The following is a 20,028-nucleotide window of genomic DNA, read 5'->3' on the forward strand; positions in this document are numbered from 1 at the left end:
CCTTTTTTATGCCAGCATCTCCGCTCAGCCACGCAAGGAACGAGCCGATGACCGAACAGATGACAGGAGCCCAGGCCCTGGTGAGGGCGCTGGAGCACGTCGGGGTCGACACCGTGTTCGGGATTCCGGGCGGCGCCATCCTCCCCGCCTACGATCCCCTCTACGACTCGGTCAAGGTCCGGCACGTGCTTGTACGGCACGAGCAGGGCGCCGGCCACGCGGCCCAGGGCTACGCGCAGGCCACCGGCAAGGTCGGGGTCTGCATGGCCACCAGCGGTCCGGGCGCGACCAACCTGGTCACCCCGATCGCCGACGCCTACATGGACTCGGTCCCCCTCGTCGCGATCACCGGGCAGGTCGCCAGCGGCGCGATCGGCACCGACGCGTTCCAGGAAGCCGACATCTCCGGCATCACCATGCCGATCACCAAGCACAACTTCCTGATCACCCACGCCGACGACATCCCGCGGACGATCCTGGAGGCGTTCCACATCGCCTCGACCGGGCGGCCGGGACCGGTCCTGGTGGACATCTCCAAGGACGCGCTCCAGGCCACGACGACCTTCCCGAACTGGCCGCCGGCGATGCAGCTGCCCGGCTACCGCCCGGTGACCCGGCCGCACTCCAAGCAGATCCGGGAGGCGGCCAAGCTGATCGTGGAGTCGAAGCGGCCGGTGCTGTACGTCGGCGGCGGCGTGCACAAGGCGGGTGCCGCGCCGCAGCTGCTGGAGTTCGCCGAGCTGACCGGCATCCCGGTGGTCACCACGCTGATGGCCCGGGGCACCTTCCCCGACAGCCACCCCCAGCACATGGGCATGCCGGGCATGCACGGCTCGGTCTCGGCGGTGGGTGCGCTGCAGAAGTCCGACCTGATCATCGGCCTGGGCGTGCGCTTCGACGACCGCGTCACCGGGGAGCTGTCCAGCTTCGCGCCGTTCGCCAAGGTGGTCCACGCCGACATCGACCCGGCGGAGATCTCCAAGAACCGGCACGCGGACGTGCCGATCGTGGGCGACTGCAAGGAGGTCATCGCCGAGCTGGTCGCCGCGGTCCGCGCCGAGGAGCGCAAGGGCGACTACGCCGAGTGGTGGAACCTGCTCAGCGGTTACAAGGCGACGTACCCGCTGGGCTACGACGAATTCGAGGACGGCTCCCTCGCCCCGCAGTACGTCATGGAGCGGCTGGGCGCGATCGTCGGTCCCGACGCGCTCTACACGGCGGGCGTCGGCCAGCACCAGATGTGGGCCGCCCAGTTCATCGGCTACGAGAAGCCCGGCACGTTCATCAACTCCGGCGGCGCCGGCACGATGGGCTTCGCGGTCCCGGCCGCGATGGGCGCGAAGATGGGCCGCCCCGACGCCGTGGTCTGGGCGATCGACGGTGACGGCTGCTTCCAGATGACCAACCAGGAACTGGCCACCTGCGCCCTGGAGGGTGTGCCGATCAAGGTCGCGGTCATCAACAACGGCAACCTCGGCATGGTCCGCCAGTGGCAGACGCTCTTCTACAACGAGCGCTACTCCAACACCGACCTGCAGACGGTCCGCCGGATTCCCGACTTCGTGAAGCTCGCCGAGGCGTACGGTTGTGTGGGCCTGCGCTGCGAGCGGCCGGAGGACGTGGACGCGACCATCAAGAAGGCGATGGAGATCAACGACGTCCCGGTCGTGATCGACTTCGTCGTCCACCAGGACGCGATGGTCTGGCCGATGGTGGCGGCCGGGACCAGCAACGACGACATCAAGTACGCGCGCGACATGGCGCCGGTCTGGGACAGCGAGGAGTAGGGCCCAATGAGCAGGCACACGCTCTCGGTTCTGGTGGAGAACAAGCCCGGCGTGCTCGCGCGCGTCGCGGCGCTGTTCAGCCGCCGCGGGTTCAACATCGACTCGCTGGCCGTCGGGCCCACCGAGCACGCCGACATCTCGCGGATGACCATCGTGGTCAACGTCGAGGACCTGCCGCTGGAGCAGGTCACCAAGCAGCTCAACAAGCTGATCAACGTACTGAAGATCGTGGAGCTCGATCCGGCCCAGTCGGTTCTGCGCGAGCTCATGCTGATCAAGGTGCGGGCCGACGCGGAGACCCGTTCGAACGTGCTGGAGCTGGTCAACCTGTTCCGCGCGCGCTGCGTCGACGTCGCCTCCGACGCGGTGACCATCGAGGTCACCGGCACGCCGGACAAGCTGGAGGCGTTCGTCAAGCTCCTGGAGCCGTTCGGTATCAAGGAGCTCGTCCAGTCGGGCATGGTGGCCATCGGTCGCGGCGCCCGTTCCATCACCGACCGCTCCCTCCGGGCCCTGGACCGGACCGCTTAACCGGACCGCGGAGCCGTACGAAACCCTGAAAGGTTTGAGCAAGTGACTGAGATCTTCTACGACGACCAGGCAGACCTGTCGATCATCCAGGGCCGGGTCGTGGCCGTCATCGGGTACGGCAGCCAGGGTCACGCCCACGCCCTGTCCCTGCGCGACTCCGGCGTGGACGTCCGGGTCGGCCTGCCCGAGGGCTCCAAGAGCCGGGAGAAGGCCGAGGCCGACGGCCTGCGCGTGCTCACCCCGGCCGAGGCGGCCGCCGAGGCGGACCTGATCATGATCCTGGCGCCGGACCACATCCAGCGTCACCTCTACACCCAGGACATCCTGCCGAACCTGCAGGAGGGCGACGCGCTCTTCTTCGGCCACGGCCTGAACATCCGCTACGGCCTCATCGAGGCCCCCGAGGGCGTCGACGTCGCCATGGTCGCCCCCAAGGGCCCGGGTCACCTCGTCCGCCGCCAGTACAGCGCGGGCCGCGGCGTGCCCTGCCTGGTCGCGGTGGAGAAGGACGCCACCGGCAACGCCTGGCCGCTGGTGCTGTCCTACGCCAAGGGCATCGGCGGCACCCGCGCCGGCGCGCTGAAGACCACCTTCACCGAGGAGACCGAGACCGACCTCTTCGGCGAGCAGGCCGTGCTCTGCGGCGGCGTGTCCGAGCTGATCAAGGCCGGGTTCGAGACCCTGATCGAGGCCGGCTACCAGCCCGAGGTGGCCTACTTCGAGTGCCTGCACGAGATGAAGCTGATCGTCGACCTCATGTACGAGGGCGGCATCCACAAGATGTACTGGTCGGTCTCCGACACCGCCGAGTACGGCGGCTACTCCCGCGGCCCGCGCGTGGTGACCGAGGAGACCAAGAAGGAGATGAAGCGCATCCTCGCCGAGATCCAGTCCGGCGAGTTCGCCAAGGAGCTCGTCGAGGAGTTCGACGGCGGCCAGAAGAAGTTCACCGCCTACCGCGAGGAGCTGGCCGAGCACCCGATCGAGAAGACCGGCGCCAAGCTCCGCCCGATGATGAGCTGGCTGAAGTAGGCGTCCGCGCACGATACGGCTGAGCGTCCGCGCACGGTACGGCGCCGCCCGGGGTTCCCGGGCGGCGCCGTGTCGTTTTCAGCGTCGTTCTCAGCGGTGCCGTTCTTCAATCGCGGATGTGGACCCGCGGGCCGTCACCGGCGGGCGAACACCTGGGTCCAGTGCGGGACGCCGGCGGCGTTCTTGGCGTAGGCCACGGCGATGTGGGTGAGCTTGCAGTTCAGGATGTTCGCCCGGTGGCCGCGGCTCTTCATCCATGCGCTGTGGACGGACTCCGCGCTGCGCTGGCCCTTGGCGATGTTCTCGGCCCAGGCGCGCAGCGGGGAGAAACCTGCCTCACGGATACGGTCGCCGGGGGTGCGGCCGTCCCGCGAGGTGTGGCTGAAGTAGCCGTTCTCGGCCATGTCGGTGGAGTGGCCCATGGCCGCGGCGTACAGCTTGGCGTCGAAGGCGACCGGGGCGCAGCCGTAGTCCGCGCGGGCCCGGTTGACGAGGTCGACGACCCGCTGCTCGGCGGGACGCTGTCCCGGCGTGCTGGGCGTGGGGGCCGGAGTCGCCGTGCCGGTGGGCGTGGGGGCGGGGGTCGCCGTGCCGGTCGGGGCCGGGCTCGCCGTGGCGGTGGGCGTCGGGCTCGGCGTGGCGGTGGGCGTGGGGGTGGGGGTCGGCGTGGGCGTCGGGCCCGGCGCGGGCAGGGCCGCGAGGAGGTTCATCCGCGGCGTGGTGACGCTGCTTCCGCCGCTGCCGTAGGTGACGGCCTTGCCGGTGCTCCGGAACTTCGCCAGGATCTCCGCCACGGTCGCGTCCGGCGTGGCCTGCCGCATCACCGCGAAGGCGCCGGCCACGTGCGGGGCGGCCATGGAGGTGCCGCTGTAGCGGGCCCAGGTGTTGTTCGGGACGCTGGACAGGATCTGCACGCCCGGGGCGAAGACGTCGAGCAGCGTGCCCCGGTTGGAGAACGTCGCGATCGCGTCGTTGTTGTCGGTGGCGCCCACCGTCACGGCGCTGGAGATGCATCCGGGGGAGCTGACGGCGGCGCCGTACCCGGAGTTGCCGGCCGCGATCACGGTGGCGACGCCGCGGCTCAGCAGCGCGTCGATCTCGGACTTGACGCCGTTGCCCGAGGGGTTGGCGTCGCAGGCGGCGGCGAACTGGCCGCCGCCGAGGCTCATGTTGGCCGCGGCGATCTTACGGGTCTTGCTCAGCTCCGCGACGTGCGCGAGCGCACGCTTCTGGTCGGAGGTGTACGACATGACGCACGGGGCCTTGCCGCCGCAGGCGTCGGCGCTGTCGAAGCGGGTGAACACCTGGATGGCGATGATGCCCGAGTCGGGGGCGACACCGTTGACGGCGGTGTCGGCGGTCTTCTTGCCGGAGGTGATGCCGGCCACGTGGGTGCCGTGCGTGCACAGGCTCCCGTTGCCGCCGCACTTGGCCGTCTCGGCGTCGGCGGCGCCCGTGCCGATCTGGGAGTTCTCGCCGTTGGGGCACAGGGACGCCGATCCCTGGCGGCTGTCGGTGGTGGAGAAGCACGCCTCGGCGACGATGCGGCCGGCGAAGAACAGATGGTCGCGGTCGATGCCGGTGTCCAGGATCGCGATGTCCCAGCCGGCGCCGGTGCGGCCGGACGCGTGGGCCTTGTCGGCGCCGATGACCTTGAGGCTGGTCCCCAGGGTGGGGCGGCTGAGCCGGTCCTCGTAGATCGACTCGATGCGCTTGTCGTCGTCGAGCTTGGTCAGCGTCGCCTTGTCGACCTCCATGACGAAGAAGTCGCGGGCGGGCGGCTGCTCCGGCACGTCGGTGGTCGTGGACAGCGCCTCGGCGTTCTTGGCGACGGGCGCGACCTTCTGCCCGCGGTCCACCTCGACGATGGCGCGGACGGTCTCACCCTGCTGGACCTCGGCCTTGAGCGCCGGGTCGACGACGGGGGCGCCGGTGGCGGGGGGCGCGGCCTGGGCGGAGGCGGTGGCGGGGACGGCCAGGGCCGTGGCGGTGGCGGTGGCGGTGGCGGCGAGCATGGCTGCGCTCGCAAGCAGAGACCGCAGTCTCAATGTTCCTCCGGGGGATGAAAGAGGCCCGGCGAGCATGCCTGTGCGGTGTCACTCGGCCGGTCGTACGGGGCGTGCCGTGCGGGACACGCGGGGAGAGCCGCCAGGAGGCGCCGGGCGGGGGCCCGGCACGGGAGCCGGTCGCGGCCCTGGGGATCCTCTGGCGGTCGTCCGCTTTCCGGAGATCAACGGGAAAGCGGGGACCATGTTACATAGGGGGCCTATGTCATGGAAGACAAGATTTGTGGTTCATGGAGATGAACTTCGCGAAATATTCTCTTGGTGCCTCTGGCCAGGGGAAAATCTGCGTCAGGCGGAGAATCGGCCCTCTCCTCCGCGGGATCGTGTGCGGGCAGGCCGGGCACGTGAAAGACGCCCCCGCGACGATCCGTCCGTCGCGGGGACGTCTTGCTTCCTCCCGCATCCGGGAGACCCTCCCCGCCCGCCGGGCTCCCCCGGACAGGGGCACGGCGGCGGGAGGTTCACCGGGGACGGCGCTCAGGCGGAGGCAGGGGGGTGCTCACGCCGTCCCCGGGGCTTCTAGCGGGCGACGAAGACCTGGGTCCAGTACGGTTCACCCTTGGTGTTCTTGACCATGCCCGCGCCGATGAGGTTGTACTTGCAGTTCATGATGTTGGCCCGGTGGCCGGGGCTCTTCATCCAGGCGGCGACCACGGCGTCCGGGGTCCGCTGGTTCCAGGCGACGTTCTCCGCGAACGCCGATCCGCCGGTGAAGCCCGCGTTCCGGATGCGCTGCACGAAGTCGGGACCGCCCGGGAACTGGTGCGTCATCTGGTTGCGGGCGGCCTGGGTGGCCGAGTGGTCGTGCGCGGCCTTGTTGAGCTGCGGGTCGTGCTTGAGCGGACCGCAGCCGCCCTTCTGGCGCTCGATGTTCGTCAGGCGCACGACCTCGTTCTCCTCGGCCGTGCCGACCGTGCCGCCGGTGGGGTTCGGCGCGGGGGTCGTGGGAGTCGCCGTGGGCTTGACCGTCGGGGTCGCCGTGGGAGAGGCGGTGGGGGACGGCGTGGGGGTGGGCGCCGGGGTCGTGGGGGCGCAGCTCAGCCTGGCCGCGGGGGAGACGGCCGTGTGACCCCGGTAGTCCGTCACGACGGCGTAGTAGGTGCGGGGGGTGGTGCTGCACCGCGCGTTGAGGGTGAGCTGCACGTCGCCCCCGCGCCGGGCGCCGCTTTTGACGGTGCGGTCGGGGCCGCGCTTGGCCTGCTTGATCCGGATGCGGAGCACTGCTGTGTCGTCACATCCGGCCCGGGACCCGATGACCTGGATCTTCCCGGCGGTGACGGTGGGGGCGGACACCTGGACGCGGCAGGTGTCCTGAGGGGCCGCCGCGGCGTGGGCCGCGGCGACCGGGGTGCTCAGTGCCGCCAGACTCCCGACGCACACGAGTGCTCCGAGCGGTCTGCGCATATCGGTTCCTCCAGAGGATTAGACGCTGGATGGAACCCGCATTCTGGTGGGGGTAGATCCTCCTTGTCACGAAATTTAAGGAATTTATAAGGCAACCGAGTAAACCTGAGTGATCGTTGAGGCGTCTGGGGTCAGCACCGCCCGGGCTTTGACCAGGAGCATTCGAGCTCTGGAACGGTCGAAGTCGTCCGAGGGGCCGGGACGGCCGGAATCGAGGCCGGAGCGGTCCGGCTGAACCGGGCGAGCCGGATGGCGATCTTGTCCTCGATGTCCTTGGGTGAGGCGGACAGGTACTGGTTGATCATGATCGAGAAGACCAGCGGTTCGCCGTCGGCTCCCGTCACGTAACCGGACAGGGACGTCACCCCGGTCAGCGAACCGGTCTTGGCGCGGACGTTCCCGGCCGCCGGGGTGCCGCGCATCCGGCTGCGCAGCGTCCCGCCGACCATCCGGTCCGCCTCGCCCGCCACCGGCAGCGAGCCGTACCAGGTGTCGAACCAGGGCTTGCCGCGCAGCGCCAGCAGCAGCCCGGCGACCCCGCCCGGTGTCAGGCCGTCCACCCGGGACAGGCCGGAGCCGTCCCGCATGCGCAGCGTGGGCATGCCGTTGGCCTGAGCGAAGGAGGTGATCGCGGCCAGCCCGGCGCTCCACGTCCCGGCGCCGGAGACCTCGCGCCCGATCGACTTGGTGAGGATCTCGGCGTGCATGTTGTTGCTGAGCTTCATGAACGGCACGAGCAGCTCGCTCAGCGGCATCGACCGGCGCTCGGCCACGGTCGCCGCCCCGGACGGGGTGGCGCCGCGCGCCGTACGGCCGGGCACCCGCACCCCGTGCCTGTCCAGGGCCGCGCGGAAGAGGGACGCCGCGTACCCGGTGGGGTCGTTCACGGTGACCCACTCGTCGTAGGGGTCCGCCACGGTCCCGGTGATCAGGACGGTGTTGGTGCCGTGCTGCCGCTCGACGAGGACGTCGGTCTCGGCCCCGGTGACGGCGCGATTGTCGATCTTCAGGTAGCCGGTCTCCGGGGTGGTGGAGACCTTGGCCGGTCGCCCGGCGGCCGGTCCGGGGGCCACCGAGACGATGACCGACCCGGCGTCGTAGTCGGTGTCCGGGGAGGCGGTCAGCGCCGAGATCTGCCCGGCGTAGTAGTAGGGCTCGTCGTCCCATGACCAGTCCGTGCCGAGCCGTACCGCGTCGAACCAGGTGTCGTCGGCGACCAGCCTGCCGGTGACCCGCCTGATCCCGGCCGCGGCCACGCGAGCGGCCAGGGCGTCGTAGTCGGAGGCGAGCACGGTCGGGTCGCCGGTGCCCTTCAGGTAGAGGTCGCCGGTGAGGGTGGAGCCGGTGCGGCGGCCGGTGGAGAGCACGCTCGTGGTGAAGCGGAAGCCGGAGCCGAGGATCTCCGTGGCGGCGGCCGAGGTGACCAGCTTGGCGTTGGACGCGGGGGTCAGGATCTTCCCGCGGTCCCGGGCGTAGAGTTCCTCGCCCGAGGCGGCGCTGTGCACCACCACCCCGGCGCGGGCGGGAGTGAGCCGGGAGTCCTCCAGGATCTGGTCGATGTCCTCGACGAGATCGGCGACGCCGGGGGCGGGCTCGAACGCGGCGGCCGGGGCCGCGCCGTGCGAGGACCAGGTGAGGCCCGCCAGCAGCAGGAGGGTGAGACAGACGGCGGCCCGCCGTGACGGGCGCGGGGACGGAGATTGTGCGGGACGCGGGGACGGAGGCTGTGAGGGGCGTCGTGATGGTCGCATGGCTGCTCCAGGGACACTGCTGCCTCTTCCGTGCAGTCAATCTCCGCAGTCAAGGCAGCGGGCGTATGCGGTGATCGTCCGTAACGACGGGCGGATTGACAAGAGGAGATTTGGTTCTGACAGGACCTACCGGACGGTTGTTCGGTGGGGTTCAATGTGCGAATGGTCACACCGGCGTCCACCCCCGGCCCCGTTCCCAGCCCCGCCCCCGGTCCTGTTCCCGGTCCTGTTCCCGGTCCCGCCTCCGCCGCCGTCACCGTGCCGCGCACGGTCCGCATCGGTTACGGGGTCGGCTCCGTCTGCACCGCGACCTTCTCCACGGTCCCGGGATTGTTGCTGTTGTTCTACATGACGAACATCCTGGCCGTCCCCGCGTGGATCGCCGGTCTCGTCGCCTTCCTCCCAAAGATCTGGGACGTCGTCATCAACCCCTGGGTCGGCCAGCGCTCCGACCGCACCGTCTCCCGCTTCGGTGCGCGCCGCCCGTGGATGCTGGCCGGCGCGCTCTTCCTGCCGGTGACGTTCGCCGCGACGTTCGCGGGGCCGCCGCTCACCGGCGTGCCCGCCGCGGTCTACGTCGCCGTCTGCTACTTCCTCACCGCGACGGCCTACGCCTTCTACGAGGTCCCCTACAAGGCGATGCCCGCGGAGATGACCGAGGACTACCACGAGCGCTCCTCGATCCTGCAGTGGAAGATGGTCTTCGTCGGCCTCGCGATCCTGGTCTCCGGGGCCGTCGCCCCCGCGATCGCGGGCGGGGACGTCGCCGGATACCGGCTGATGGGCCTGATCATCGGGGCGGTGCTGCTGGCGTCGATGCTGGCCTCCTTCCTCGGTACGGCCAAGGCCCCGGTGGTCGCCCGGGCCGAGGCCGAGCCGTCGATCCGGGCCCAGTTCGCCGCGGCCCGCACGAGTCGGCCGTTCATGATCCTGCTCGGCCTGAGCTGCGCCCAGATGTTCTCGGCGGGCATGCTGCTGGCCGGCGCGCCGTACTTCGCCACCTACACCCTGCGCGACCCCGGCGCCACCACCACGCTCTTCCTGTGCATCGTCGGGCCGCTGCTGGTCACCATGCCGGTGTGGATACGCCTGTCGCGGCGCTACGACAAGCGCGGGGCGATGATCCTGGGCTCGTCGCTGTTCTTCGCGGGCACGGTCGCGATGGCCCTGTCGGGCCAGTTCGGCGCGGTCTACGCGCACGGGGCCGTGCTGTTGGTGGGCATCGGTTACGCCGGGCTGCAGCTGCTGCAGTTCTCGATGTTGTCCGACGTGATCGTCTACGACGCGGCGGTCACCGGGAAGCGCCGGGCCGGGGTGTTCACCGGGCTCTGGACGGCCGCCGAGACCGTGGTCTTCGCCTTCGGCGCGCTGGTGTTCGGCTGGCTGCTGGGGGTGGCCGGGTTCGTGGAGTCGGACCCGAAGACGCCGGTGGAGCAGCCTGAGTCGGCGACGCAGGCCGTACTGTACGGCGGAACGCTGATCCCCGCCCTGGTCATGGTGGTCGCCATCGTGCTGACCAGGCGCTACACCCTCACCGCCGCGGAGATCGAGCAGGCCGGGAAGGACGCTCAGGCCGCCTGAGGCGTGATCACCACGAACGCGCAGTCGCCGAACGAGATCACGTCGCCCGGACGGACCTTCGCCGGCCCGACCAGGCGCCAGTCGTTGAGCCGGGTGCCGTTGAGCGAGCCGAGGTCGACGAGGAGCCAGCCCTCGTCGTCGCGGCGGAGCTCGGCGTGCACCCGGGAGACGGTCAGGTCGGCCAGGACCAGGTCGCAGGCCGAGCCGCGGCCCACCACGTAGCGGGTCCGGGCGTCACCGGGCAGCGCCAGCTTGGGCAGCCGGGGACGGCGCCAGGCGGACTCCACGCGCGTGGTGAAGTCGGAGACGGAGGAGACGACCTCGGTCACCAGCCGGCGGAACCGCCCGCGTTGCGGGAGGTCGGCGACCAGCTCATCCAGTTCGCCCCGGTTGCGTGCGCGCAGCGCCATGTCGACGCGTCCGAGGAACGTGTCGTGAGAGAGCCGTCCCTCGACCGCGCGGTCCCGGAGCTCGCTGATGGCACGATCACGGTCCCCGTCAGACGCGCGTGGTGGGGGCTGTATCGAGCTCATCCCCCGAGTATCGGTCCCAACGGCGATGCCTGTCCAGAATATGCGGATCCTCTCGCGCCGCTTGCCGTGACCATACTCAGTATGCATACTCAGTATTCATGGCGATCCGACAAGGGCTGCTCGCCCTGCTGAGCATGGGGCCGCGCTACGGCTACCAGCTGCGCACCGAGTTCGAGGCGTCCACGGGGGCGACCTGGCCGCTCAACATCGGCCAGGTCTACACGACGCTCTCGCGCCTGGAACGCGACGGCCTGGTGGCCCCCGGCGAGCAGGACGACCAGGGCCGGGTCGTCTACTCGATCACCGAGGCCGGTCGGGCCGAACTGGAGCGATGGCTCAGCACCCCCGTCACCCAGTCCGACCGGCCCCGGGACGAGCTGGTGATCAAGCTCGCCATGGCGGTCACGGCACGCGCCGACGTGCGCCCGGTCATCCAGGCCCAGCGCACCGCGACCATGCGCACGCTGCAGGAGCTCGTCCGGGCCAAGCGGGTGAACGGCGCCGGGGCGGCCCAGCTCCTGGTCCTCGAATCGATGATCTTCCAGGCCGAGGCCGAGCAGCGCTGGCTCGACCACTGCGAGGCCGTGCTCACGGCCTCCCCCCAGACGCAGGAGACACAAGCATGAGTTTCGATCCGGTCGTACGGCTGGCGGACGCGACCCGCGTCCACGGCGACGGCCCGCAGGCCGTACACGCGCTGAGAGGGGTGAACCTGGAGGTCGGGGCCGGAGAGCTGGTCGCGGTCATGGGGTCCTCCGGGTCGGGGAAGTCCACCCTGCTGAACCTGGCCGGCGGCCTCGACCGGCCCACCTCGGGCGCCGTGACCGTCGAGGGCACGCCGCTGACGAGCCTGACGGCGAAGGAACTCGCAGCCCTGCGCCGCCGGCACGTCGGCTACGTCTTCCAGGACCTCAACCTGATCCCCTCGCTGACCGCCGCCGAGAACGTGATGCTCCCGCGCGAGCTGGACGGGGTGCGGGCCAAGCAGGCCCGGCGCGAGGCCCTCGCGGCCCTGGCCGAGGTGGGCCTGGACGAGCCCGACCGCTTCCCCGACGAGCTCTCCGGCGGCCAGCGCCAGCGGGTCGCGATCGCCCGCGCGCTGGCCGGTGAGCGGCGGCTCCTCCTGGCCGACGAGCCCACCGGAGCGCTGGACACCCCCACCGGCGACGAGGTCCTCCAGCTGCTGCGCGCCCGCTGCGACGCCGGGGCCGCGGTGCTGCTGGTCACCCACGAGTCCCGCTACGCGGCCTGGGCCGACCGGGTGGTCTTCCTGCGGGACGGCATGATCGCCGACTCCACCGACGCGGCGCTGGAGACGGCCCGATGAGCGCGTTCTCCGCCGCCCTGCGGATCTCCCGTCGCGACGCCCGCCGGGCCAGGGGCCGCAGCGCCCTGATCATCACCATGATCGGCCTGCCGGTTCTCGTCATCACCCTGTTCCTGATCCTGATGGAGACCATGAGCATCAGCTCCACCGAGGGGGTCACCGCGGAGCTCGGAACGGCCGACGCACGGATCCGGGAGACCTACACCCGGGGCGAGGTGTACCAGGACGTGGAAGGCCGCGACTGGGCCGCCCCGGCGGAGCCCGGCGGGCCGGCTCGGTCGCGGACGGCGGCCGAGGTGGCGGCCCTCCTCGGGGCCGGGACCCGGCTCGTCCCGATCGGCCAGGGCAGCGTCGAAGTCCGCAACGGGGGAGGTTACGACCACGTCTCCGCCCACGAGGTGGACCTGCGCGACCCTCTGACGGCGGGCATGTACCGCCTGGTGGAGGGACGGCTGCCCGCCTCACCGCAGGAGGTCGCGGTCACTCCCGGGATGCGGGAGCTGGGCGCCCGGATCGGCGGGACGCTCACGGTGACACGGCAGGACCGGCCGGTGCGGGTCGTCGGCGTGGTCGGGCATCCCCATCACCTCGACGGCAGGGAGATGGTGGGGCTCCCGGGCACCCTGTTCCCCGACCGGCGTGACGACGAGGCCGACTGGTCCATCCGGGCCGGTTGGCTGGCCGACACCCCGCAGCCGGTCACGTGGGACGTCGTCCGGAGGCTGAACGCGGCCGGGCTGACCGCGTTCTCCCGCGCGGTCGTCGCCGACCCGCCCGCCAGCACCGCGCCCTACGCCGCCGAGAGCGACGTGGACCGGATCGGGACGGTCGTGCTCATCGGGGTCATGATCGTACTGGAGGTGGTGCTCCTCGCCGGTCCGGCCTTCCTGGTCGGGCTCCGCCGCCGCAGGCGGGAGCTGGCGCTGATCGCCGCGCAGGACGGCTCCCCGGGGCACCTGCGCATGGTCGTCCTGGCCGACGGCCTCGTCCTCGGCGGCGGGGCGGCGCTGCTGGGCCTGGTTCTCAGCCTCGGCCTCGCCGGCCTCGCGGTCGTGTTCGAGGCGGGACGGCTGGTCGGCAGGGCCGGGCCCTTCGACATCCCCGTCGTCCCGGTCGCCGCGGTGACCTCGCTGGGCCTGCTCAGCGGGCTGGCCGCCGCCGTGGTGCCCGCCGTACAGGCGGGCCGGCAGGACGTGGCGGCGGTGCTGGGCGGGCGCAGGGGCGAGGCGCGCGACCGGGCCGGGCGTCCCGTGCTGGGCGTGATCCTGCTCGCCGCGGGCGTCGGAGCGACGTTCTTCGCCGTCAGGCTCGACGTGGTGTGGGTGTCCGCCGCCGCGGTGCTCTCCCAGCTCGGGCTGATCGCGCTGACCCCGCGGCTGGTCAGGGCCGCCGCGGGACTCGCCGCCCGCCTGCCGCTCCCGTTCCGCCTGGCGGCCCGCGACGCCTCCCGCCACCGCGCCCGCACGGCCTCCGCCGTCGCGGCGGTCATGACGGCGACCGCCGCCTTCACCGCCGCGGGGGTCGCGATCAACAGCAACTTCGCCGACAACCGCGACTCCTTCCAGACGACCGTCCCGGCCGGGACCCTGGTGATCACAGGTTCGGAGCTCGACGACGGTGAGTGGGCCGAGGTCACGGAGGCCGTCCGGGAACGGCTGCCCGGGGTGCCGCTGATCGAGGCCGCCGAGGGGAGGGACGCCCGAGGTCGGATCATGGGGACGCGTATCCGCGGCGGCGGCCCGGGCATGCCCGGCGTCGATTCGCTGCCGATCGGGGACTCCAGGCTGCTCCGCCTCATCCAGGGCAGGCCCGACCCGGTGGCGGCGGAGGCGTTCGCCGCGGGCAAGGCCGTGGTGTTCAACCCGGCGCTGGTGCGCGACGGGCGGCTGGCGGTGACCCTGTTCCCCCGGCACCGCGGGGAGGACCACAAAGAGGTGACCTTCCCCGCGGTGGTCGCCGAGGCCGCGGATCCCCGCCACGCCGTCGCGGTGCTGCCCGCCTCCGCTCTCCGTACGGTCGGGCTGACGGCTGTGGTCCGCAGCCTGTACGTCGACCCGGCCGCCCACCGGATCGGCATCGATCAGCTGAGCCGGTTCCACCGGGAGGTCGATGCGGTCAACAAGGAGACCAGCACCTATGTCGAGCGGGGATTCGACGACGGCTACCTCGCCCCCCAGATGTGGGTGCTGCTGGGCGCGGCGCTGGTCCTGGTGCTGGGCGGGACGTTCGTCGCGACCGGCCTGGCCGCGGCCGACCTCCGGCCCGACCTGGCGACCATGGCCTCCGTCGGCGCGCCGCCGGGCACGCGCAGGCTGGTCGTGGCCGGGCAGGCCGGGTTCATCGCCGGTCTCGGCGTGCTGGTCGGCGCCCTGGCCGGGGTGGTGACCGGCATCGGCGCGGCCTGGCACATGACCGTCCAGGAGTACAGCCACACCTTCGTGCTGCTGCGGGGCGGGCTGCCGCCCTTCCCCGACGGGGAGCCGACGGTCGAGCTCCCCTGGCTCTTCCTCGCCGTGATCGTGATCGGCCTGCCGGTGCTCGCCGCGGCGGTGGCCGGGCTGTTCGCCCGGACGAGGGTGACGCTCACCCGCCGGATGACCTGACCGCCACCGGAAACCGCCGCCGAGGGCCGCCCGGTGCCACCGGGCGGCCCTCCCGTGACGCCCTGCGGGGGCTACGGGAGGGTGATGCGGATCTTGGACTGCTTGTGCGGGAGCTTCTCCCAGTCGTCCATGAACCTGGCCGCCAGGCCGTGCTTGGCGGCCAGGTCCAGCAGCGTCTCGGTGCGGTAGTAGAAGTCCTCCCGCAGCACCTGGTGCTCGCGGCCCTCGGTCCGGTCGAAGGTGAAGTCGAACCAGCCGCCCGGCCGCATGATGCGGCCCACGTGCGCGAAGCACTCCTCGATCACGTGCAGCGGGGAGTGGGAGAACACGCTGTGCGCGTGGACCACGTCGAAGGACGCGTCCGGCAGGAACGCGAAGCGCAGGTCCCGGACCGGGGTCAGGTGGGGCAGCTTGTCGCGCAGGCCGTACTCGGTGAGGGTCTTCTGCGCGGCGATCAGGATGTCGGGGGAGATGTCCAGGCCGTAGTAGTTGCCCCCGTCCAGATAGTCGATGAACAGCCGCCCCGCGCGCAGGTTGCCGCAGCCGATCTCCAGCATCCGGTGGTCGGGGCGCAGGCCGTGCCGGCGGAGGTAGTCGAACTGCATCTGGCCGAGGGCCAGCCAGCGGTCGTGCGACTTGCTGCCGACCGCCGCCTCGGGGCTGCGCGCCGTGTCGTACTTCATGACGGCCCGGTAGTAGCTGACGTGGTCGCTGGTGCGCAGCCGCAGCCAGGTGTCGCGGGCCAGCCGCCGCACGTGGGGAACGATGCGCTCGGGGTGGCGTACGGCGTAGCGCAGCTGGTGGATCGGGTCCGTACGGGTCATGTCGTCTTCACCTGTGCCTCCGTGAGCCGGGATGGAGAGGTCGTCGGCCCCGCGGCGGAGAGGACCACCGGGGGGCGGCCGGACCCATCAGGCATGGTCGCCGAAAGCACGCCGGTCAAAGGGGTGAACGGCGTGCGGATGACTCTCGTATTACCCAGAACGGGGGCGGAGATGACCGAGGGTCACCGGAGGGGGCCGCCGGAGCGGCCCGGTCCCGGTCTCCGTCGCCGGTGTTCAGTCCCTGACGTCCGCGCAGACGACGTGGGCGCCCAGCTCGATCATGCGCTGCTCGCTGCGGGCGTCGGCGACCCGGGCCATGAGGATCGGCGCCCCGCTCGCCGCCAGCTGCGGCAGCCGGGCGCGCACCCCGCGGTGCAGGTCCCGCACCACGTCCTCGGCCGCCGACATGTGCACCTTGACGTGCAGCATGATCCCCGGAGCGCCGGAGGCGGTCCGGGCCTCGGAGATCCACACATGGTGGATGAGCGGGAAGTCCGACAGCAGCTGGGCGATGGCCACGCGCAACGCGGGCAGGATCGGGTGGGTGCACCGCCGGTAGCCGGGGTCGACCATCTGCATCGGCCCCGACAGGTGGGGGCGCGGCGCGGGGATCCACGGCTGGGCGGAGGCCGGCAGGCCGGGGGAGCGCGGCGGGCCGCCCCGGTCCGCCGGGCCGGCCGGCGCCAGCGGGCCCGCCGGACCGCTCGACGCCATCGGGCCGGTCTGGCTCATCGCCGAGGTGCGCGAGACCGTCGCCATCGCCCCGGTGGCGTAGGCCGTCGGGGCGGTTCCCGACAGCGCCGGCATCGGCCCGCTGCGGGTCGAGATCAGATGACGCTGGAGATCCTCGATCGGCACGGCCGCCGCCGTGGGCCCGGCGGCGTCGATCACGATCTCCCGCACGCCGGTGACGCGCTGGATGTCGAGGATGGTGTCGGCGTCGCACTCCGACAGCGCGTGGCTGCCGCCGTGCCGCGCGTAGGTGCTCTCGGAGGTGTATCCGAGCAGCACTCTCTCACCGGCCTGCGTCGTACCGAGGACGACGGAGCGGTCCGGCCGGACGGCGACGAGGAGTCCCCCCTCGGCAAGCGCCGTCAGCAGCCGATACGGACCGCCGTGCTGCGCGAGCGTCTCGCCGAGAGCGCGGTTCCCGATGCTCATATGACGAACGATAGGTAGAGGACCACGGCTTATGAGGGTAATCGCGAGGATTTATCGCAAGCAATACCAACTTCAAGGTTCCAAGCATGAGATTGCGCGGGAAGGGTACCGAGCGCGGCCGTCTCGGATCGCGGGACACTCGTGAACGCGTTCACAAGCGCCTATAGACTGCGTGAGGTCCGTGCAGCCCTTCCCGTCTCATAAGGAAACGCCAGTGAACAAGCCCGTCGTACTGGTCGCAGAGGAACTCTCCGAGGCCGGTCTCGCGGTCCTGGGCGCGGACTTCGAGGTCCGCCACACCGACGGCGCCGACCGCGCCCAGTTCCTGCCCGCCCTCGCCGAGGTGGACGCGCTCATCGTGCGCAGCGCCACCCAGGTGGACGCCGAGGCCATCGCCCACGCGCCCAAGCTCCGCGTCGTCGCCCGCGCCGGTGTCGGTCTGGACAACGTGGACGTGGAGGCCGCCACCAAGGCGGGCGTCATGGTCGTCAACGCGCCCACCTCCAACATCACCAGCGCCGCCGAGCACACGGTCGCGCTGATCCTCGCCTCCGCCCGCAACGTCGCCCAGGCGCACGCCGCGCTCAAGGGCGGCGAGTGGAAGCGCTCGAAGTACACCGGTGTGGAGCTCGACGAGAAGGTCGTCGCGATCCTCGGCCTCGGCAAGATCGGCCAGCTGGTCGCCCAGCGCCTGCAGCCGTTCGGCGTCGAGCTGATCGCCTACGACCCCTACCTGCAGCCGGCCCGCGCCGCGCAGATGGGCGTGCGCCTGGTGTCGCTGGAGGAGGCCCTGCGCGAGGCCGACTTCATCACGGTGCACCTGCCCAAGTCGAAGGAGACCATCGGGCTCGTCGGCGAGAGGGAACTGCAGATCGTCAAGCCGTCGGTCCGCCTGATCAACGTCGCGCGCGGCGGCATCATCGACGAGAACGCCCTCTACTCCGCGATCAAGGAGGGCCGCGTCGCCGGCGCCGGCATCGACGTGTTCCCCAAGGAGCCCGTCACCGACAGCCCGCTGTTCGAGCTGGACCAGGTCGTCGTCACCCCGCACCTGGGCGCCTCCACCCACGAGGCCCAGGAGAAGGCCGGCACCCAGGTCGCGCGGAGCGTGAAGCTCGCCCTGGCCGGGGAGTTCGTGCCGGACGCGGTCAACGTCCAGGGCGGCGCCGTCGCCGAGGACGTCAAGCCGGGCCTGCCGCTGGCCGAGAAGCTCGGCCGGGTGTTCACCGCCCTCGCGGGCGAGGTCGCCACCAAGCTCGACGTCGAGGTCCGCGGCGAGATCGCCGCCGAGGACGTCCGGGTGCTGGAGCTGGCCGCGCTCAAGGGCGTCTTCACCGACGTCGTCGAGGACTCCGTCACCTATGTCAACGCCCCGCTCCTGGCCAAGGACCGCGGCGTGACCGTGGAGCTGGTCACCAGCTCCGAGAGCCCCGACTGGCGCAACGTCGTCACCGTCCGCGGTGTGCTGGCCGACGGCCGTACGGTCTCGGTCTCCGGCACGCTGTCCGGCCCGCGCCAGATCACGAAGATCGTCGAGGTCAACGGCTACGAGATGGAGATCGAGCCGACCGACCACCTGTCGTTCTTCGCCTACTCCGACCGGCCCGGCGTGGTCGGCGTGGTCGGCCGCATCCTCGGCGACCACGGCATCAACATCGCCTCGATGCAGGTGTCCCGGGACGTCAAGGGCGGCAAGGCCCTCATCGCCCTGACCGTCGACAGCGCCATCCCCGCCGAGGTGGTCGAGCAGATCGTCAACGAGATCGGCGCCGAGAGCGGCCGCTCGGTGGACCTGACGGACTGATCCGCGGAACTCCGCCCTCTTTCGGGCCCTCCTCTTCTCGTACGGCCGCCGCCCCGCTCCGCGGGACGGCGGCCGTCTCAACATGTGGGAAACCGGTACGGCGGGCGAGACGATATCCCGATGACCAGGTAGCCTGGGACAAATGCGCCAGGTTCTCGTACTCATTACCTGCCGCGGCGGGGCCTGACAGGGCAGGCCGGGAGCCCGCCGCGGTGCGGTGGCGCGTCCTGGCCGTAAGTCCTCCTCGCCGGTCCGTGACCCGGGCCCGCGACATCAGGCCCGGTCCGGATCCGCGACCGGAGATCCGGACCATCTCCCCCTGCTCCCATGCGACACGAGACGAGATCGCCATGTACGACATGTATCCCTGGAACCGTTCCGAAGACGCCGAGGACGAGGCCGCCGACGCGCTGCAGACCGCCCTGGACCGCCGCGACAACGGCGGGGCGCCCACCCGCTAGGCCGGGCGTTATGTCCATAATCTGAGATGGCTATCCGATAGTCGAGACGGGACGGTAGGGTGCCCGCATGGATTCGCGCAACATTCGTCTGGCAGTCATCCCCGGCGACGGGATCGGGGTCGAGGTCGTCACCGAAGGACTGAAGGTCCTCGACGCGGTGGGCACCAAGCTGGAGACCACCACCTACGACCTCGGCGCCAAGCGGTACCACCGCACCGGCGAGACCCTCCCCGACGCCGTCCTGGACGAGCTGCGCGGATACGACGCCATCCTGCTCGGCGCGATCGGCGACCCCAGCGTGCCCCCGGGTGTGCTGGAGCGCGACCTGCTGCTCAGGCTCCGCTTCGAGCTCGACCACTACGTGAACCTCCGGCCGGTCAAGCTCTTCCCCGGTGTGGAGACCCCGCTGGCCAAGTCCCGGCCCGAGGACATCGACATGATCGTCGTCCGCGAGGGCACCGAGAGCCTCTACGCCGGGGCCGGCGGCGTGCTGCGCCGCGGCACGCCGCACGAGGTGGCCACCCAGGAGTCGCTGAACACCGCCTTCGGTGTCGAGCGCGTGGTGCGCTACGCCTTCGAGCAGGCGCTCGCCCGTCCCCGCAGGAAGCTGACGCTGGTCCACAAGACCAACGTGCTGACCTTCGCGGGCGACCTGTGGGCCCGCACCGTCGACCGCCTCGCGCCGGAGTACCCCGGCGTGCAGACCGACTACTGCCACGTGGACGCGGCCTCGATGTTCTTCATCACGCAGCCCGAGCGGTTCGACGTGATCGTCACCGACAACCTCTTCGGCGACATCATCACCGACATCGGCGCGGCCGTCGCCGGCGGCATCGGCCGGGCCGCCAGCGGCAACATCAACCCCGACCGCACCGCGCCCAGCATGTTCGAGCCGGTCCACGGCAGCGCCCCCGACATCGCCGGCCAGGGCAAGGCCGACCCCACCGCCACGATCCTGTCGGTCGCCATGCTCCTGGACCACCTGGGCCTGGGCGAGGAGGCGGCCCGGGTCGAGCAGGCCGTCGCCGACGACCTGCTGGAGCGGCAGACCAACTGGACGGCCCGGAGCACCCACGAGATCGGCGACGACATCACCGCCCGAGTAGCCGGCTGACGAGCCGCCACTCCCCGACATCACGACGCGCCCGGCGGCTCCCAGCGAG

General features: G+C 71.3%; 15 protein-coding genes. 9 read left to right on the forward strand and 6 right to left on the reverse strand.

The window, feature by feature from the left end; all coding sequences use genetic code 11:
• The first annotated feature begins 8 nt into the window (after positions 1-8).
• Genes IEZ08_RS08100 through ilvC form a run of 3 tightly spaced genes read left to right on the forward strand, consistent with a single transcriptional unit; the run spans position 9 to position 3,350 of the window.
• The gene (locus IEZ08_RS08100) at positions 9-1,787 is read left to right on the forward strand and encodes an acetolactate synthase large subunit (RefSeq protein WP_084780663.1); all 1,779 of its coding nucleotides are present in this window, start codon (positions 9-11) and stop codon (positions 1,785-1,787) included.
• A gap of 6 nt (positions 1,788-1,793) precedes the next feature.
• Positions 1,794-2,318: an acetolactate synthase small subunit gene (ilvN, locus tag IEZ08_RS08105; RefSeq protein WP_068926570.1), complete on the forward strand. Its 525-nt coding sequence runs from the start codon at positions 1,794-1,796 to the stop codon at positions 2,316-2,318.
• A gap of 51 nt (positions 2,319-2,369) precedes the next feature.
• Positions 2,370-3,350: a ketol-acid reductoisomerase gene (gene ilvC, locus IEZ08_RS08110; protein WP_068929130.1), complete on the forward strand. Its 981-nt coding sequence runs from the start codon at positions 2,370-2,372 to the stop codon at positions 3,348-3,350.
• Between the two features lie 134 nt (positions 3,351-3,484).
• Here ilvC and IEZ08_RS40195 read toward each other — a convergent pair whose 3' ends face one another.
• The 3 genes from IEZ08_RS40195 to dacB form a co-directional block, all read right to left on the reverse strand.
• Positions 3,485-5,398, reverse strand: coding sequence for a S8 family serine peptidase (locus IEZ08_RS40195; protein WP_189241939.1), 1,914 nt, complete (start codon positions 5,396-5,398; stop codon positions 3,485-3,487).
• A gap of 537 nt (positions 5,399-5,935) precedes the next feature.
• A complete protein-coding gene (locus IEZ08_RS08120) occupies positions 5,936-6,820 on the reverse strand; it encodes a CAP domain-containing protein (protein WP_068926566.1) in 885 nt (294 codons plus the stop codon).
• 131 nt (positions 6,821-6,951) lie between these two features.
• Positions 6,952-8,571 carry a D-alanyl-D-alanine carboxypeptidase/D-alanyl-D-alanine endopeptidase gene (gene dacB / locus IEZ08_RS08125; RefSeq protein WP_176728602.1) on the reverse strand — a complete coding sequence of 540 codons (1,620 nt, stop codon included), beginning with the start codon at positions 8,569-8,571 and terminating at the stop codon, positions 6,952-6,954.
• A gap of 162 nt (positions 8,572-8,733) precedes the next feature.
• On the opposite strand from dacB, the gene IEZ08_RS08130 reads away from it, so the two are divergent.
• The gene (locus IEZ08_RS08130; RefSeq protein WP_084780662.1) at positions 8,734-10,152 is read left to right on the forward strand and encodes an MFS transporter; all 1,419 of its coding nucleotides are present in this window, start codon (positions 8,734-8,736) and stop codon (positions 10,150-10,152) included.
• Here the strand turns inward: IEZ08_RS08130 and IEZ08_RS08135 are convergent.
• Positions 10,140-10,685 carry an FHA domain-containing protein gene (locus IEZ08_RS08135; RefSeq protein ID WP_068926563.1) on the reverse strand — a complete coding sequence of 182 codons (546 nt, stop codon included), beginning with the start codon at positions 10,683-10,685 and terminating at the stop codon, positions 10,140-10,142. The two genes, IEZ08_RS08130 and IEZ08_RS08135, sit on opposite strands and share 13 nt — an antisense overlap.
• A 98-nt stretch (positions 10,686-10,783) precedes the next feature.
• Here IEZ08_RS08135 and IEZ08_RS08140 point away from each other — a divergent pair, with 98 nt between their 5' ends.
• From IEZ08_RS08140 to IEZ08_RS08150, 3 genes are read left to right on the forward strand one after another with little or no spacing between them, the layout of a single operon-like run.
• Positions 10,784-11,311 carry a PadR family transcriptional regulator gene (locus IEZ08_RS08140; RefSeq protein WP_068926561.1) on the forward strand — a complete coding sequence of 176 codons (528 nt, stop codon included), beginning with the start codon at positions 10,784-10,786 and terminating at the stop codon, positions 11,309-11,311.
• Positions 11,308-12,012, forward strand: coding sequence for an ABC transporter ATP-binding protein (locus tag IEZ08_RS08145; protein WP_068926559.1), 705 nt, complete (start codon positions 11,308-11,310; stop codon positions 12,010-12,012). The genes IEZ08_RS08140 and IEZ08_RS08145 overlap by 4 nt, the downstream gene beginning before the upstream one ends.
• On the forward strand, positions 12,009-14,615 hold the full coding sequence (locus IEZ08_RS08150; protein WP_068926557.1) for an ABC transporter permease family protein: 2,607 nt from the start codon (positions 12,009-12,011) through the stop codon (positions 14,613-14,615). The genes IEZ08_RS08145 and IEZ08_RS08150 overlap by 4 nt, the downstream gene beginning before the upstream one ends.
• 71 nt (positions 14,616-14,686) lie before the next feature.
• Here the strand turns inward: IEZ08_RS08150 and IEZ08_RS08155 are convergent, their stop codons facing one another.
• Both IEZ08_RS08155 and IEZ08_RS08160 read right to left on the reverse strand, forming a co-directional pair.
• A complete protein-coding gene (locus IEZ08_RS08155) occupies positions 14,687-15,439 on the reverse strand; it encodes a class I SAM-dependent DNA methyltransferase (protein ID WP_068926555.1) in 753 nt (250 codons plus the stop codon).
• A gap of 234 nt (positions 15,440-15,673) precedes the next feature.
• Entirely contained in the window at positions 15,674-16,600 is a 927-nt protein-coding gene (locus IEZ08_RS08160; protein WP_068926553.1) for a hypothetical protein, read from the reverse strand.
• A 214-nt stretch (positions 16,601-16,814) separates the two neighbouring features.
• Between IEZ08_RS08160 and serA the strand changes: the two genes are divergently transcribed.
• On the forward strand, positions 16,815-18,404 hold the full coding sequence (gene serA / locus IEZ08_RS08165; RefSeq protein ID WP_189241940.1) for a phosphoglycerate dehydrogenase: 1,590 nt from the start codon (positions 16,815-16,817) through the stop codon (positions 18,402-18,404).
• Between the two features lie 528 nt (positions 18,405-18,932).
• Positions 18,933-19,979 (forward strand): 3-isopropylmalate dehydrogenase, encoded by a 1,047-nt coding sequence (locus tag IEZ08_RS08170; RefSeq protein WP_068926549.1) that lies wholly within the window; start codon positions 18,933-18,935, stop codon positions 19,977-19,979.
• The last annotated feature ends 49 nt before the right edge of the window (positions 19,980-20,028 follow it).

The sequence above is a fragment of the Planobispora rosea genome (assembly GCF_014648175.1).
Classification (GTDB): Bacteria; Actinomycetota; Actinomycetes; order Streptosporangiales; family Streptosporangiaceae; genus Planobispora; species Planobispora rosea.